13 protein-coding genes are annotated in these 15,017 nt (G+C 63.3%); all 13 read right to left on the reverse strand.

What is annotated here, in order from left to right; all coding sequences use genetic code 11:
• Window positions 1-12: 12 nt before the first annotated feature.
• The 13 genes from FQV27_RS07435 to FQV27_RS07495 all read right to left on the reverse strand — a co-directional run bounded on the left by FQV27_RS07435 (window position 13) and on the right by FQV27_RS07495 (window position 15,012).
• On the reverse strand, window positions 13-894 hold the full coding sequence (locus FQV27_RS07435; RefSeq protein ID WP_147097223.1) for an amidohydrolase family protein: 882 nt from the start codon (window positions 892-894) through the stop codon (window positions 13-15).
• A gap of 10 nt (window positions 895-904) precedes the next feature.
• Entirely contained in the window at window positions 905-2,788 is a 1,884-nt protein-coding gene (locus tag FQV27_RS07440; protein WP_147097224.1) for a feruloyl-CoA synthase, read from the reverse strand.
• Between the two features lie 31 nt (window positions 2,789-2,819).
• The gene (locus FQV27_RS07445) at window positions 2,820-3,593 is read right to left on the reverse strand and encodes a crotonase/enoyl-CoA hydratase family protein (protein ID WP_147097225.1); all 774 of its coding nucleotides are present in this window, start codon (window positions 3,591-3,593) and stop codon (window positions 2,820-2,822) included.
• 23 nt (window positions 3,594-3,616) lie between these two features.
• Entirely contained in the window at window positions 3,617-4,381 is a 765-nt protein-coding gene (locus tag FQV27_RS07450; protein WP_147097226.1) for an SDR family NAD(P)-dependent oxidoreductase, read from the reverse strand.
• Window positions 4,382-4,394: 13 nt separating this feature from the next.
• Complete coding sequence (locus FQV27_RS07455; protein WP_147097227.1) at window positions 4,395-5,675, reverse strand: TRAP transporter large permease; 1,281 nt, start codon at window positions 5,673-5,675, stop codon at window positions 4,395-4,397.
• Window positions 5,675-6,214, reverse strand: a complete 540-nt coding sequence (locus tag FQV27_RS07460; protein ID WP_147097228.1) for a TRAP transporter small permease — start codon at window positions 6,212-6,214, stop codon at window positions 5,675-5,677. Before FQV27_RS07460 ends, FQV27_RS07455 begins: the two co-directional genes overlap by 1 nt.
• 67 nt (window positions 6,215-6,281) lie before the next feature.
• Window positions 6,282-7,388 (reverse strand): C4-dicarboxylate TRAP transporter substrate-binding protein, encoded by a 1,107-nt coding sequence (locus FQV27_RS07465; RefSeq protein WP_147097229.1) that lies wholly within the window; start codon window positions 7,386-7,388, stop codon window positions 6,282-6,284.
• 59 nt (window positions 7,389-7,447) lie between these two features.
• Window positions 7,448-7,927: a MarR family winged helix-turn-helix transcriptional regulator gene (locus FQV27_RS07470; protein ID WP_147097230.1), complete on the reverse strand. Its 480-nt coding sequence runs from the start codon at window positions 7,925-7,927 to the stop codon at window positions 7,448-7,450.
• A 182-nt stretch (window positions 7,928-8,109) separates the two neighbouring features.
• The gene (locus FQV27_RS07475) at window positions 8,110-9,426 is read right to left on the reverse strand and encodes an NAD(P)/FAD-dependent oxidoreductase (protein ID WP_147097231.1); all 1,317 of its coding nucleotides are present in this window, start codon (window positions 9,424-9,426) and stop codon (window positions 8,110-8,112) included.
• A gap of 110 nt (window positions 9,427-9,536) precedes the next feature.
• Window positions 9,537-10,616 (reverse strand): Ldh family oxidoreductase, encoded by a 1,080-nt coding sequence (locus FQV27_RS07480; protein ID WP_222611674.1) that lies wholly within the window; start codon window positions 10,614-10,616, stop codon window positions 9,537-9,539.
• A 129-nt stretch (window positions 10,617-10,745) separates the two neighbouring features.
• On the reverse strand, window positions 10,746-12,947 hold the full coding sequence (locus tag FQV27_RS07485) for an FTR1 family iron permease (RefSeq protein ID WP_147097232.1): 2,202 nt from the start codon (window positions 12,945-12,947) through the stop codon (window positions 10,746-10,748).
• The gene (locus FQV27_RS07490) at window positions 12,944-14,500 is read right to left on the reverse strand and encodes a multiheme c-type cytochrome (protein WP_147097233.1); all 1,557 of its coding nucleotides are present in this window, start codon (window positions 14,498-14,500) and stop codon (window positions 12,944-12,946) included. Before FQV27_RS07490 ends, FQV27_RS07485 begins: the two co-directional genes overlap by 4 nt.
• Window positions 14,497-15,012 carry a DUF4405 domain-containing protein gene (locus tag FQV27_RS07495; protein WP_147097234.1) on the reverse strand — a complete coding sequence of 172 codons (516 nt, stop codon included), beginning with the start codon at window positions 15,010-15,012 and terminating at the stop codon, window positions 14,497-14,499. Before FQV27_RS07495 ends, FQV27_RS07490 begins: the two co-directional genes overlap by 4 nt.
• Window positions 15,013-15,017 lie beyond the last annotated feature (5 nt).

Consider the following 15,017-nt stretch of genomic DNA (forward strand, 5'->3'; position numbering starts at 1 on the left):
GGGACTGCGGGGTCAATTGGCGATGCCAAGCAGGCGCATCGCATTTTGCTTGAGAATGAGCGGGCGGACCTCGTCGCGGAATTCTGCCTTGTCGAACGCGTCAAGCCATTTTTCCGGCGCGATCATCGGCCAGTCGCTGCCGAACAGCATCTTTTTCTTCAGGATGGTATTCGCGTACTGGACAAGGATTTTCGGGAAGTATTTCGGCGACCAGCCCGACAGGTCGATATAAACGTTGGGCTTGTGCTGGGCGACGGCCAGGGCCTCCTCCTGCCAGGGAAAGGACGGATGGGCGAGGATGATGGGCATGTCGGGAAAATCGACGGCAAGATCGTCCATATAGATCGGGTTCGAATATTTCAGCCGCATCCCGTTTCCGCCCGGCATCCCCGAGCCAACACCGGTCTGTCCGGTATGAAACAGGGCGGGCTTGCCGGTTTCGGCTATGGCTTCGTAAAGCACATAGGCGCTGCGGTCGTTGGGATAGAAGCCCTGCATTGTCGGGTGGAACTTGAACCCCTGGACGCCGTGATTTTCGACCAGATCACGTGCTTCGCGCGCGCCAAGACGACCTTTCGCCGGGTCGATCGACGCGAAGGGTATCAGAATGTCGTCGTGTTTCGCGCAAGCATCCGCGACTTCGTAATTATTGTATCGGCGATAGCCTGTCTCACGTTCGGCATCGACCGGGAAGATCACGGCGGCAATGTTCATCTCGCGATAATGCGCGGCGGTTTCATCAATCGTGGGCGGATGAGACCACGGCGCGCCGAAATATTTCGCCATGGTCGTCTGCAATTCGTCATAGCCGTCATCGGCATGGCAGCCGCAGGGTTCTTCGGCATGGGTATGGATGTCGATGGCGCGAATTTTGTCGAAATCAATCTTGGTCATCATGGCCTCCTCAGACGCGGATAAGCGCGGGGTCTTCGTTGTCGTAAAGCCGCTCCAGCAACTCGGCGCGCCGGGTCAGGATCTTGCGAATGTTCAGCGAGCCCTTGTCGGTCACCTCCTGATCGGCAAGTGATGGCGGATCGGCCAGGACGATTGCCCGCGTGATGCGTTTGGCCGAACCGGTGATCCCGGCATTCATCTGCCGCAATTCGGTTTCGATCCGCGCGGCTAGCTGCGGGTCGCTCAGCGCGCCGCGCGTCGCGTGTTCGGCGCGAACCTGTTGGGGGGCGGGAAAGATGAACAGCCCGACTTCGCCCCGGTCGTGGCCGCAGATCACCACGTCCTGCGCCAGCCCGCGCAAGCGGTCCAGAACCGCCATGCGCAGCGTTCCGGCCTGCACCCAGGTGCCGGTATTCAGCTTGAAGTCCTCGGACACGCGCCCGTCGAAGACCAGCCCGCGAGAGGCGTCGCCAGCGTCAACGAAACGAACTGCGTCGCCGGTGATGAAAAAGCCTTCATCGTCGAACGCGGCGGCGGTCTTTTCGGGATCGTCCAGATACCCTGTGAAGACGTTCGGTCCCTTGACGCGGATTTCGCATCGCATCTCGTCATCGGGGATCAGCTTGACCTCGACACCAGGCAGCGGCACGCCAATCACGCCAGAGCGTCCGATGGGTTCATGCACCATCACGCATGCGGGGGCGGTTTCGGTCAGGCCCCAGCTTGATGCCATCATCGGCAGCCCGCCCCGCGCCTCGATGCTGAAGCGTTCAAGCCTGAGCCAGACTTCCTGAGGCAGCGAAGCGCCTGCATAGAAGATCAGGTCCAACTCCTCAAACAGGCGCGCGCGGGTGTCGGGGTCCTGATCGGCTGCCTCGGTCAGCATCGCAAAACCGACCGGCACGTTGAAACCCAGGGTGCCCGGACGTTCCCGCCGGTTGGCCAGCGTGGTCGGAAAGCCCTTCGCGGTGGGTTTGCCCTGATCGATCGTCAGTGTGCCGCCATGGGCAAGCATCATGTTGACGTTGTGACTGCCGCCAAACACATGGTTCCAGGGCAACCAATCCGTAACGCGCGGCGGGTGATCCGAAAGATAGGGCATCACGGCCGACATCTGCGCCTGATTGGCGCACATCATTCCCTGCGTGGTAAGCACACCCTTCGGCTCGCTTGATGAGCCGGACGTGAACAGGATCTTCGCCAGCGTATCGGGGCCGACCTCGGCATGAATCGGGTCGAGATCGGGGTGATCTGGCGTGGTGAGCAGCGAGCGGAAGGGCGTCACATCGCGCGGCGCGCCTTCGGTTGCAGACGCCAGCACCTCGATCCCGGCCAGTTCCGGCAGATCGAGAGCGGATGCGTAACGGCCGGCATCGTCGACGAAGGCAAGCTTCGGATGCACCTTGTTCAGCACGAAGATCAGGCGGCCATGGGCCTCTTTGATAAGCGCATATTGTTCCGCAAGCGGCACGACGGGGATGCCGACATATTGCGCGGCAAGCGACAGTATCTGGTGGTCCGCACTGTTGCCTGACAGGATTGCAATCGTGTCGTCCGATCCAAGGCCGCGTTCGAGCAGCGCCGAGGCGACCGACCGGACATGGGCCAGCAGATCAGCGTAGCTGATATCACGCCACGGGCCGTCATCGGCAGCGGGGCCGGCGCGTTCTGACAGCGCGATACGTTCTGGTTCCGTCCTGGCCCAGTGGTGCAGCCAATGGCCAGTATTCGGCGCGACCTCGCCCATTTTCTGCGCGGCGCGTAACAGGATCGTGCCATCGTCGCGATCCTCTCGCAGCGTGTCGTGGGCGATCCATCTGGTCACGGTATGGGCGCGCGCCCAGGCTGCGCGTTCCTCGACATTGTCGCTGGTCAGCGGCGGAATGTCCGTCATCTCCTCCTCCTCCTCCTCGCGTTGCTTTGGATCAGCGAAATATCGGGGCGCGCTTTTCAAGGAATGCGCGCAACCCTTCCTCGGCGTCAGGGGTGGTCTGAACCAGAGCCGCGCACAGGCTTTCGGTGAACAGGCCGTCAGCGCGGGACATGTCATTGACCCGCGACAATGCCTGAACCATGAAATAGTTGGACATCGGCGCGTTTCCGGCGATCTGCTCGGCCAGCTTGCGCGCCAGCGGCAGTGCCTCTCCATCGCCGACGCTGTAATGGGCAAGGCCAAGGCGCAGCCCTTCTTCGGCATCGTATTTGCGCCCGGTCAGCATCATTTCGACCATGCGGTCGGGACCAAGAATGCGGCCAACCCGAACCGAGGCGCCGCCGCCCACGAAAATGCCGCGACGCCCCTCGGGAAGCTGGAAGATGACCGACGGCTCGGCGATGCGCACATGGGTCGAGCTGGCCAGTTCAAGCCCGCCGCCGATCACTGCACCCTGCATCGCAGATACCGTGACCAGCCCGCCGAACTGGATCAGATCCATCACCCGATGCCAGTTACGCGAATGATAGACGCCTTCCTCGGCGCTGCGGTCCACATGTTCGGAAAGATCGAGGCCCGAGCAGTAATGCCCGCCCGCGCCGGTCAGAATGACGACGCGCACCTCTTTCGGCATGGTCGAATAGGCATTCTCGATCGCCGCGATCAGCCCGTCGCTCATGGCATTGCGCTTGTCGGGACGGGTCAGCGTGACGGTCGCGACCGCACCGTCCACCTCGGTCGTCAGGTATTTGCTGTGATCGGACATCGTATTCTCCTGCGCAGGCGCGATCATTTCGGGGCCAGACGGACAGCGCTGTCGATGCGGATGACCTCGCCATTCAGCAGTGGGTTTTCGACGATGCTTTGAACCAGCATCGCGTATTCCTCGGGGCGGCCCATGCGCGACGGGAAGGGGATGCCCGCCTCCAGCGATGTGCGCACCGGCTCTGGCAGCCCGGCGCTCATCGCGGTTTCGAAGACGCCCGGCGCGATGGTGACGACACGGATGCCGAAACGCGACAGTTCGCGCGCTGCGGGCAGCGTCATCGAGGCGATCCCGCCTTTCGATGCGGCATAGGCAGCCTGCCCGATCTGGCCGTCCTGAAACGCGACCGACGCGGTGTTGACGATCACACCCCTTGCGCCATCCGCGTCAAGCGGCTCCAGCGCAGCCATCGCTTGCGCCGCGATACTGAGGGTGACGAAGCTGCCATAGAGATTGATCTTCAGCGTTCGGGCAAAGGTTTCGAAATCGGGCTTTCCCTCTTTCGGGACAATGCGCCCGGCCGTTGCGATCCCGGCGCAGTTCACAAGGATGCGCGGGGTGCCCAGGGTATCGACGACGCGGTTGAACGCAGCCTCGACCGCGTTCGCATCCGAGACATCGGCCGCCACGGCAAGGCCGCCGATCTCTGCCGCGACCCGGTCGGCGGCGTCCTGCTTCAGGTCCATGACTGCGACGCGCGCGCCATTGGCCGCAAGCCTGCGGGCGGTCGCTTCGCCCAGGCCACTTCCTGCGCCGGTGACAAGCGCCGTTTGGTCAGAAATCTGCATAGCTTTTCCTTCTTCAGATGAGGCCACGGATCGCCAGCATGCAGGCGACAAGGGCAAGATCGGCCAGGATGAAGGGGATGATCCCGGCAAAGACCTGTTCAAGGCGCACATAGTCACGCGCGACAGAGTGTATGACGAACACGTTCAACCCGACCGGCGGCGTTATCATTCCGATCTCCAGCAGCTTGGCGACCAAAAGGCCGAACCACAGCTTGTCGATGCCGTGCTGGGCCAGGATCGGCAGAAACAGCGGCAGGGTCAGCAACAGCGCCCCGATCGGTTCCAGAAACATCCCGAGGATCAGATAGATCACCACGATGGCCAGCAGCAGCGCGAAGGTTCCGAGCCCAAGCCCTTCCACGAACAGACCCATCTGCATGGACAGGCCCGACATCGCGACAAGCCGCGTGAACAGGTTTGCGCCTATCGCGATGATAAACAGCGCACCGCCTGACAGAAGCGTATCGACAAGGCTTTCCTTGAACCCCTCCCAGCTGAGCGAGCGGCGCGCGAGCCCGATCAGGATGGCAACGAAACTGCCGAACGCGCCTGCCTCGGTCGCGGTGAAGAAGCCGGTGAACAGCCCGCCGAACACCGCCACGATCAGCAGCAGCACGGGCCAGATCTCGGCCGTCTTGCGCCAGCGGTCGCCCATGCTGTGCGCAGTGGAGCGGGGCAGGCTTTCGGGATTACGCCACCAGACGATCAGCACCGCCGCGACATAGAACAGCAGCGACGCAAGCCCGACGAACAGGCCGCCCAGGAAAAGCTGGTTGATCGACGTCTCGGCCTGAATGCCGTAAAGGATCAGTATGATCGACGGCGGTATCAATGCGCCGATGGTGCCGCCCGCCGCGACCGAGCCGGTCGCGATTGACAGGTTATAGCCCTGACGCGCCATTTCCGGCACCGCGATCCGGCCAATTGCAGCCGAACAGGCGACCGATGATCCCGACACTGCCGCAAAGCCTGACGCCCCGGCCAGCGAGGCGATTGCAAGCCCGCCCGGCATCCATCCCCACCAGACGCGCGCGGCCTCGAACAGCCCGCGCGTCAGGCCTGAATGATAGGCGATATAGCCCATCAGAAGGAACATCGGGATGGACGAAAGCGTCCAGCTTGCCGATGTCGTATAGGGTATCGTCGACAGCATCGACAGCGCGGGGCGGATACCCGCGATCATCCAGATGCCAAGGAAGGACACGCCGATCAGCGCCGCCGCAATCGGCACGCGCAATGCGATCAGGCCAAGCAGCGCGACAAGCGCCAGAATGCCGATGGTCATCGGTTCCATCACGCGTCCTCCCTTATGGCATCGACCTGTTCCATCACGTCATGCTCGTCATCGTCGAACTGTTCGCTCACGACCTCGTAGATGCGGATCAGGATGACGATAAGCGCCAGCGCGAATGAGAAGGGGAGTATCCAGAAGCTGGGCCAGGTCACGAAGCGGATCGTTCCCGCCTCGATATACGCGCCGCGCTGGGTCTTGCTGATCGCTTCCAGGGTGGAGCCGTAGAGCAGCACAGCCAGCACGGCGGCAAAGATCAGGAAACCGAACAGGATGACGCATTGGCGACTGCGGCCTGTCAGACGCTGGGTGAAAATCGTGGCCTCGATATGGCGGCGCTTCAGCTCTGTCAGGGCCAGCGGAAACAGGCTGACCGCGACCATGTAATACTTGCCGACGAGATCGGGCGTGGCGGGAAAGCCGGCGCCCAGAAAGGCGCGCATGAACACGTCGACGACCACCTGAAGCATCATCAGTATCAGCACGGCACCACCGATCACCATGCTGAACCGCGCAATTGCGGTTTCAATCGGTTTCAGCATCCGATCCTCCTGCATTTACGGGTTGCGGCAAGCTGCGCGCGCCGCGATCCGGCGCGCGCGGTCGGTCCTATTGTCCGTAGGTGGCGAAATCGACATTCGCCCAGATTTCCTTGTCGCGCAGCGCGCCGAGTTCTTCGGCGGGCATCTCGGCTTTGACAAGGCCTTCCCATTTTTCGATCAGCGCGGTGTAGCGGTCGATCTTGGTCTGGGCATCGGTGACGCCACGCTCTTCCAGGATCGCGGCCGCCCCGGCAAGGCGCTGTTCGTTGAACGCGTCGCGCGCCTCGATCAGCGCTGCATCGGGTTCGACGAACTGCACGAGGTTCTGGTCGCGAACTTCCTTGATCTGCGCATCAAAGCCGGCCAGTCCTGCCGCCAGCCCATATTGCGAAGCGGCGGCGAGTGCGTGGCGATCCTCGGGGTCCATCCGGTCCCAAAGCAGCTTGCTGGCGGTCGCAACGGCTGCCCCGTTGAACACGCCCTCGTCGATCTCGGTCGCGAATTTCACCACGTCGCCCAGACGGTTGGCGATGATTTCATGCGGAGAGCTGAACGTCGCGTCGATGACGCCCTGGCTGAGGCTTTCGAAAAGCTCGCTCGATTGCATCTGCACCGCGACACCGCCGAGGCTTTCGATGAATGCGGCGTAAAACGGCGAGCCGCTTCGCACTTTCAGCCCCTTCATGTCATCCACCGTCCGCACTTCTTTCGTGCTGAGAAGCTGATAAAGCGGGGTCGTGTCGGAGCCCAGATAGACCTGTCCGTTACGGCTGAATTCGGCCTGACAGGGTTCGCAGGTGACGATGTATTCCGTCACCGCAGACGATACGACCTGCGCGCTTGACCCCAGCATCGACAGTTCGGAAACCAGCGCGCTTTCGGGATATTCGGCGATGAAATAGGGCATCAGAAGCGGGCCGAAATCGGTCACGCCGTCGCGCAGGCCGGTCGACATTTCATTGGGGGCGACAAGCCCGGACGGTGTGTCCTGACCCGTCCAGCGGCCATCGGTCATTTCCTCCAGCTTCTGGAAGATTGTCGGATAGACGTCCTTCGCAATGGCATGGTTTGGGCCGAAAGCGCTGGTGGCCCGGATTGTTTCGGCCCCTGCGGTCGTGGCAAGCGATGCTGCGATGGAACATGCAAACAGTGTCGCGGTGAAGCGCGTATTCATGAATTCCTCCCGTGGTGGTCGCGATCGGTCCTTTGGCCGTCGCGCGTGGTCTGCCAGTTCTAGCGCGCCGTCCGCCGTTCGAGCCTTCCCAAGATCGTCAGCAGGCGGTCGCGGTCGTCTTCGTCCAGCCAGCCCAGAACCTCATCCTCGGCTGTCCGGACCTTTGCCGCTGCGCGATCGCGCAGGTGTCGTCCGCGCAGGGTCGCCGTCAGCGCATAGCGCCGGCGGTCTGTCGGAATTTTCTTGCGCGTGATGAGGCCGCGCTCTTCCAGCTCGTCAATGATGACGACCAGGTTAGAGCGTTCCATCTGCAAGGCATCCGCCAGTTCCGATTGCACGATCCCCGGATTGTCCGTGATGATGGACAGGCATGAGAAGCTGACCACACGCAGATCGTTTTCCGCCAGCACCCTTTGGGCCAGCGGCTGGATCTGCATATAGACACGCTTCAGCCTGTAACCGATCAGAGAGAAAAGCACGCTATCCGTGATACCTTTCTTTTCGGTCCCAGAATCAGGCGATTCGTCCGGCTTCGGCATGGGTCTCCTCCTGCTATTTTGCTATCATGCATAATGATTATATTCAATAACTATATCTGCGGGCGGATGGGCTGAGACAATCTTCGCCGTCGCGGGCCGATGAAACGGCCCGCGCGCTGCAAAAGAAAATGGAAACAGATGCTTGCCGGACCCGGCTTCGCAGAGATCGGCGGCAGCGGCGGCTAACGCTTGTCGGAATGGATGTCGCGTTGGGTGATAAGCCGCGCGCTGTTGCGACCCGAGATAAAGGACCACAGCCAGTTCAGCGCGACGGCGATTCGGCTGCGCGTGCCGATCAGGAAATAGATATGCGCGATCCCCCACAGCCACCAGGCGAGCGCGCCCTTCAGGCGGATGCGGCCGAAATCCGCCACCGCCGAACGCTTCCCTATCGTGGCAAGGCTGCCCTGATGGCGATAAACGAACTTGTCGTCTTGTTTCTGCCCGGCAAGCCGCGCCTTCAGAACCTTGGCGACGAACTGACCCTGCTGCTTTGCTGCCGGGGCAAGGCCGGGCACCGGGCTGCCATCCTCTCGCTCGACTGCCGCAGTGTCGCCGATCACGAATATATCCGGGTGACCGGGCACTGTCAGATCCGGGTTCACCTTGACGCGGCCTGCGCGGTCGGCCTCGGCGCCCAGCCAGCCCGCAGCGGGCGAGGCTGTGACACCCGCCGCCCAGATCGCCGTCCGCGTGGGAATTTCCTGACCTGATACCGTAACGCCCGCATCCGACATCGCGGTCACGGCGTGGTCCGTCATCACCGTCACGCCAAGCCGCTTCAGCGCTGTCTCGGCATAGTCGGACAGTTCCTTCGGGAAGGCGGGAAGAACGCGCGGGCCGGCCTCGATCAGGATCACGCGGGCCTTTCGCGTGTCGATATTGCGGAATTCCGGCGGCAGGATGCGCTGCGCGAGTTCCGCGATGATCCCGGCAAGCTCGACCCCTGTCGCACCTGCCCCGACGATCACGAAGCTTAAAAGGGCATCGCGTTCGTCAGCATCACTGGTCAGCTCGGCTTCTTCGAAGGCGGACAGGACGCGCCGGCGGATCGTGGTCGCGTCCTCCAGCGATTTCAGGCCCGGCGCGAAGGGCTCCCATTCGTCATGCCCGAAATAGGAATGCCGCGCCCCGGTCGCGAGGACGAGCGTGTCATAGCCGACCGGCGCACCCTCCTTCAGCAGAACCCGCTTCGCTTCGGTATCGACCCCTGTGACCTCGTCAAGAAGTGTCGTCACATCCTTGCGCGACTTGAACAGATTGCGGATCGGCCATGCCACATCCGAGGTCGGCAGGATCGTCGTTGCCACCTGATACAGCAACGGCTGGAACAGGTGGTGGTTTCGCTGGTCGATGATGGTGATCTCAAGCCCCTTGGCCTGCAACGATTTCGCCAGTCCCAGACCGCCGAAACCGCCGCCCACGATCACGAGGCGATGCGGCGCACTGTCAGGCGAGGGGTTTGGCGCGGTGCCGGGTGGTGTCAGGGTGTCGCTCATCAAGGCCGCCTTTCTGGGCAGGAGCGGCGCGTCCATCCTTCCTATCGAAGACGCGCGCACGATCCATCGGCAAAGCCTTAGCCGGAATCGGCCCGAAATGACAGGCCCGGCTAGAGTCCGTCGGGAACCGCCACGTCATGCAGCCGCGCGATTCCGGCCAAGAGTGCCAGGTCCGCCACACGATACGGAATGCCGGTTTTCCGCCGCGCGGCCTCGGTCCGCGCCTCGATCTCGCCGGGCATGAAGATCTCGGACACGCCATCGGCCTTGCGGTTATTCTTCACCGTCTCGACCAGTTCCTGCATCCGCGCGCCGAACAGATCGCGCGATCCAAGGCAGATATCCGGGCGGATCACGGTAATCAGATGACCGACCCCCTGCGGGCGATCGAAATTCTTGTATTGGTCGCCGACACCGCCTGCGAAATTCGCACCGGTCAGGACCCCGCACATGATATCCAGCCAGATCGACAGGCCCGCCCCCTTCGGCCCGCCGATGGGCAGAAGCGTGCCGCCCTGCAGCGCGGCGTCGGGGTCGGTTGTCGGTGCCCCGTCTGCATCGAGTGCCCAGCCTGGCGGTATCGCTTTGCCTTCGCGTGCCGCCTTCCGGATTTTGCCGCGCGCGACGATGGTCGGGGCCATGTCCAGCACGAACGGAATGCCGCCGGGATTGGGCGCGGCAACGGCGAAAGGGCTGGTGCCGAAAACCTCCTCGGTTCCGCCCCAGGGGGGCAGGGCAGGCGAGGCGTTGGTGAAGACGAGGGCGAGATAGCCCGCCTCAATCGCCTGCAACAGATAAGCGGCTGCCATGCCGAAATGGGTGGAGTTGCGAACGCCGATCATCGCGAGGCCCTGCTGCTCTGCGACGAGGATGCCTTCGGCAATGGCGCGGCTGGCAATGACGAAGCCAAGCCCGTTCTGCCCGTCGAGGCGCAGCATGGACGGCCCGATTGCGTCGAATTCAAGCGATGGGGCGGGGTTAACCAGCCCCCGCGAGATACGTTCGAGATAGCCGGGCATCCTGACAATGCCGTGGGTATCCACCCCGCGAAGATCGGCCCGGACGAGGCAGGACGCCGCAAGCCGTGCGTCACCTGCGGGCACGCCGTGGGCGGCAAAAAGCCCTGCGGCGAAAGCTTCGGCCTGTTCTGCTGACAACAGCATCGTCTCAGCGTCGCGTGTCTCTGCCACGGTTAGTCTCCGTCAAGATTGACCCAGAGCTTTCAGCCTAGCAGCTTCTGCAAGATTGTATACATCTGGATTCAATCCCGACCGGCGAAGCCATGCCGACGCGCCCGGCATGTTGCCGCTTGCCGGCGGTCAGGACGCCCGCCCGACACGGCTGCGGCGCGGAAGCTGACGCCATAGCCACGGCAGTGCCAGGATTGCCAATGTCAGCGCCTGCGCCGCAAGCGGCTCTGCCACCGGGAACAGACCGAACCACAATTGCAGCCAGTCGCGATCGGGAAACCATGCGACGGGCGTCGCGCTGATCAGGGCGGCCGTCTGCAAACCGCGGATACCTGCGCCGACCAGCACCACCGCCAGAATTGACAGCAGAACCGATGTGATGCGGAAGAACAACCGCAACGGCAGCTTCCGCCCAGATGCAAGGATCAGCCAGCCCGCCACAAGTGCGGCTGCACCACCCCCGACAAGACCGATCAGGACCGAACCAGCCGAGGCATCGACCAGCATTGCCTCGTAGAACAGCACGGTCTCGAAACCTTCGCGGAACACCACAAGAAAGGCCAGAGAGCCGACCGTCCACGGGTTCGCGATACCGGCAAGCTTGGCGCGGAAATTCGCGACATGTCCGCCGCCCGCATTCAGCCCAAGCACCATCCATGTCAGGACTGCTGCTGCCAGAAGCGCGGTGCCGCCCTCAATCGCCTCTCGTGCAAGGGTCGAGAGCGAGAAAAGCCATCTTGCGGCGGCCCATAGGGCGAAGCTGAACAGAAGTGCCGCGACAAGCCCTGCGGCGATGGGCGCACGGAAGCGCGACGGTTGCAGCCCTTCGGCGCGCAGCGCGGCAAGCAGTGCTGCGATGATAAGAACCGCCTCCAGCCCCTCGCGGAAGACGATACCGGCTGACTGCAGCGCCGCGCCGATGGGCGAGACGGGCGTTTCGATCTTCGCGCGTGCCGCCAGCACATCTTCCTTGATGCCTGCGACCTCCTCGGCCACGGGCAGCTGATCCTCGATCAGCTTCCCAAGACCCGGCCGCGCCGCAGTGCCCTCCCAGAAGCGGGCTTCGATGCGCAGGGTCATGGCTGGTGCGCGCGGCACCAGCCTTTGTTCGATGTCAGGGTCGAACCAGCTATAGGCTTCCAGCCGCTTCAGTTCGGCCCCTGACCAGTCCCCGGCCTGCGCCATGAGCTGCAATTCATCGAGCGTGGCGGGCAGCGCATCGACCGCTGCCTCATAGCCGCCCTGAACGACGGCCTCGCCGAAGCTTGCTTCGATGATCGCAAGTGCCTCGGCGACCAGCGGCTCGACCCCGTCTTCACGGGCGTCCATTTTCGCTTTCATCTCGGCCAGAAGCGCACCCAGCCTTTCGCCCTGCGCGGTATCCTGCATTTGCGGGACAAGATCGCCGAGGATGATTGCCGCACGGTCGCGGAACAGGCGCGCCTCGTAATATTCCAGCGGCTGCGTGATCTCTCCGTTGCGGACCCCGTTGCCGTACTCCTCCCAGACAAGCGCGGTGAAGCGGCGCAGAAGCCGGGCGCGGCGCAGTTTCTCCTCGGGCGAAAGCCTGACCGGACTGTAACCCGCGATAAGTGTCGAAATATCGCTGAGCGCTGCGGGGTCTGTCTCTGCGCGGGCAAGCGCCTGTTCAAGCTGCGCGTTCCCCTGATCGCCCAGATGGTCTGTCAGGTTGCTGCCAAGATAGCCGGCAAGGCCTTCGATCCGACCCAGATCGCCCGCATATTGCGTCGGGTGATCGGCGGCTGCATCTTCCTTGGCGCGGCTGATCGCAAGGCGCAATTCGGACGCGGCAACGGTCAGAAGCTCTCCTTCCACTGTCTCATGCGTGGCTGCGGCATCCAGCGTGCCATCCCCGAGCGCTTGAACCGCCAGCGCTGCAGCCGTGTCGCCAGAGGCGCGCGCGTAATCGCGCACCGTCAGCCAGTCAGAAGCAGCCTGCGCATCGCTTGCATCTATCGCCGCCAGCGCCTGAACGCGCGCCGCCGCCATCAGCGCGGCCCAAAGAAGCTGGCGCGATTTCGCCGCGGCTGCCTGATCGTCCGCACGCACCGAAGCATCGTAATCCGCCAAAGCGCTATCGACCGCATCACGTTCCGCCCCGAATTGCGGCGCGGCCTGTTCCCAGCTGGTCGCAATCTGCTGCAGCCGGTCCTTGATTTCGGCGTCGCGGGCAGCGCTTTGCCCGCGATAAAGCAGCCGTTCGATGCGCCCTGCCTCTGACCTGATCGCATCTGCTGCACCCCAAGGTGTTTCGGCGCGAAGCGGCATGGCAAAGAAAATGAGGCTGATCAGAAGGGGCAGTATTCTCACGGCGAGCTATCCGGCAGATCGACCGAGAGCTCGGCCATGGTGAATGAAGGCAACGCCATGTCGCGGCGAAGATTGGTGAAGATCAGTTCCGGCAGCGCAATCCTGTAAAACAGCTTGACCGACAGATGCAGCGGGCCAGCCGTCCCGTCGGGCAGCGCGACGTCATAGCGCACGACGTCCTCGCCGCGCGGCGGTATCGGTTTGCGCATCCAGACCACCTTGGCGGTCGAAAAGGTCAGGTGATCGGAAAGGCGACGCCCCTTGCTGTCAAGGAAATGCTCAATCCAGGTGACGGCCGCGGGGTCCTCGACCCCCAGCCGTTCGGCAGCGCCGCCAGACCTGAAGACCTCGGCCCCGGTGGGATCGGTCAGGACGACCTCCAGCCAGATGTGCTTCTGGTCGTTCACCCCCGTGGGCAGGTTGTGTCCGGCCCCCAGGTTCTGAACCGCTATGTCCAGATGCAGGCCGTCGGCATCGCGATTGGAGGCGCGCAGTTCCAACCCGGCGGCGCTGCGCAGAAGCGCGGTCGTCTGCCGCGACTGCACGTCCAGCGTCGCCTTTGTCGTTGCGGCATCCATGCCCGGCAGCATCCCGCCCCGCAAAACGGACAGCGCATCGCCCAGCCCGGTATCGGTCAGCAGGTGGTTGCCGCCCACGAAGCGATGCGAATAGCGTTCGGGCTTGGCTGTGTTTCCCGCGCGGATGGCCATGACCTGCGCGGCCGGGTCCGACGCCATGTGGCAATCCTGACAGGTGATGCCCTGACGGGCATACCAGCTTGATTGCCATTCAAGAAACGTGGTCTGGACAGGCTGCGCGACCTCGGCACGAGAATTCGACATGTCGTAGATCTCGACATGGCAAGACCCGCAAAGCTGCGCGCTTTTCAGCAGAGCAGTCGTCTCCGGCGCGGCGAACGCGTTCAGGTGGGCGCGCGGGTCGGCCAGAAGCGCAGCGCCCTGCGGGGCATCGCGTTCAGCCTCGGCACGACCATAGGCGAGGGTGATGGCACCGTTCCCCGCTTCGCCATCGGCATGTGTGGCCGTGTGGCAGGTTATGCAGGCGACGCCTTCGGTCAGGGCATCGGAAGGCCCGACAGAAACGAAGCGATTGACCCGACCGCTCAGCATTTCGGCGGGGGCGTGGCATCCTTCGCAGAAGCGCGCGCGTTCGGGATGTCGCTTGTCGGCGTTCTCATTGGCCTCGACAGTCGCCTCGTAAATCAGGTCGCGATCGGCGATCGCGTGAAGCGAGCCGGCCCATTCCTGAAACTCGCGCTGATGACAGTTGCCGCATTCGGCTGCCGATGGAAGCCGGTCCGGGTCGCTGAACTGGCCGGAATGGCTTTGCAGACGCGAGGGCCAGAACGGCCGTTCTGTCCCGGCGTCATCCGGACCAAAGGGCAGGCGGTAGAAAGGTATATCCTTCATCGCGACGCCGACGGGGCGCGCGGCCGGTGTCATCCAGATCAGCGAAAGGACCAGAGTCGCCGCCAGAATGGCCCCGACGACAAGCGCGCGCGCATGGTAGCGAAGTTGGGATTTCAGCTTCATCGCCGCTCACGCGACCAGTGCCGCAGACTCAGGTGCAGGATCAGCCCGCCGATTGCCAGCCAGGACGACCAGAAATGGATCAGCGACAGGGTCTGGCTTACGCTGCGATCCGGAAACCAGACTATTCCGACAAGCCACATGACCGCTGGCACAGCCATCGCGGTTCCGCTGAGCAGCAAGGCCACCCAGCTTGCCAGCAGCAGCCAGGAGATATTCGTGAATGCCGCGCGCTGGCTGTTGCGCAGCGCGCTTGGCACATGTCCCCAGATCCACGGCACCAGCCACACGAGAAGCCCCAGCCCGGTCAGCAAATGCAGCCACAGGACAAGGTCCTGCTGACCCAGAATCCAAAGCCCCAGCCCCGACACGAACAGCACCGCGAATGCAACGCTTTGCAGGCCAGAGCGGGGCGTCCCGCCACGCGGACGCGCGACGGTGGACGCCGCCGCGCGGGCCGGGTTCACAGCGGGAGTTCCGATTTCTGAGGGATGGCTTGCGGCTGGTCCCGTCATGGCAT

This window comes from Paracoccus aurantiacus (assembly GCF_007993065.1).
GTDB lineage: Bacteria > Pseudomonadota > Alphaproteobacteria > Rhodobacterales > Rhodobacteraceae > Paracoccus > Paracoccus aurantiacus.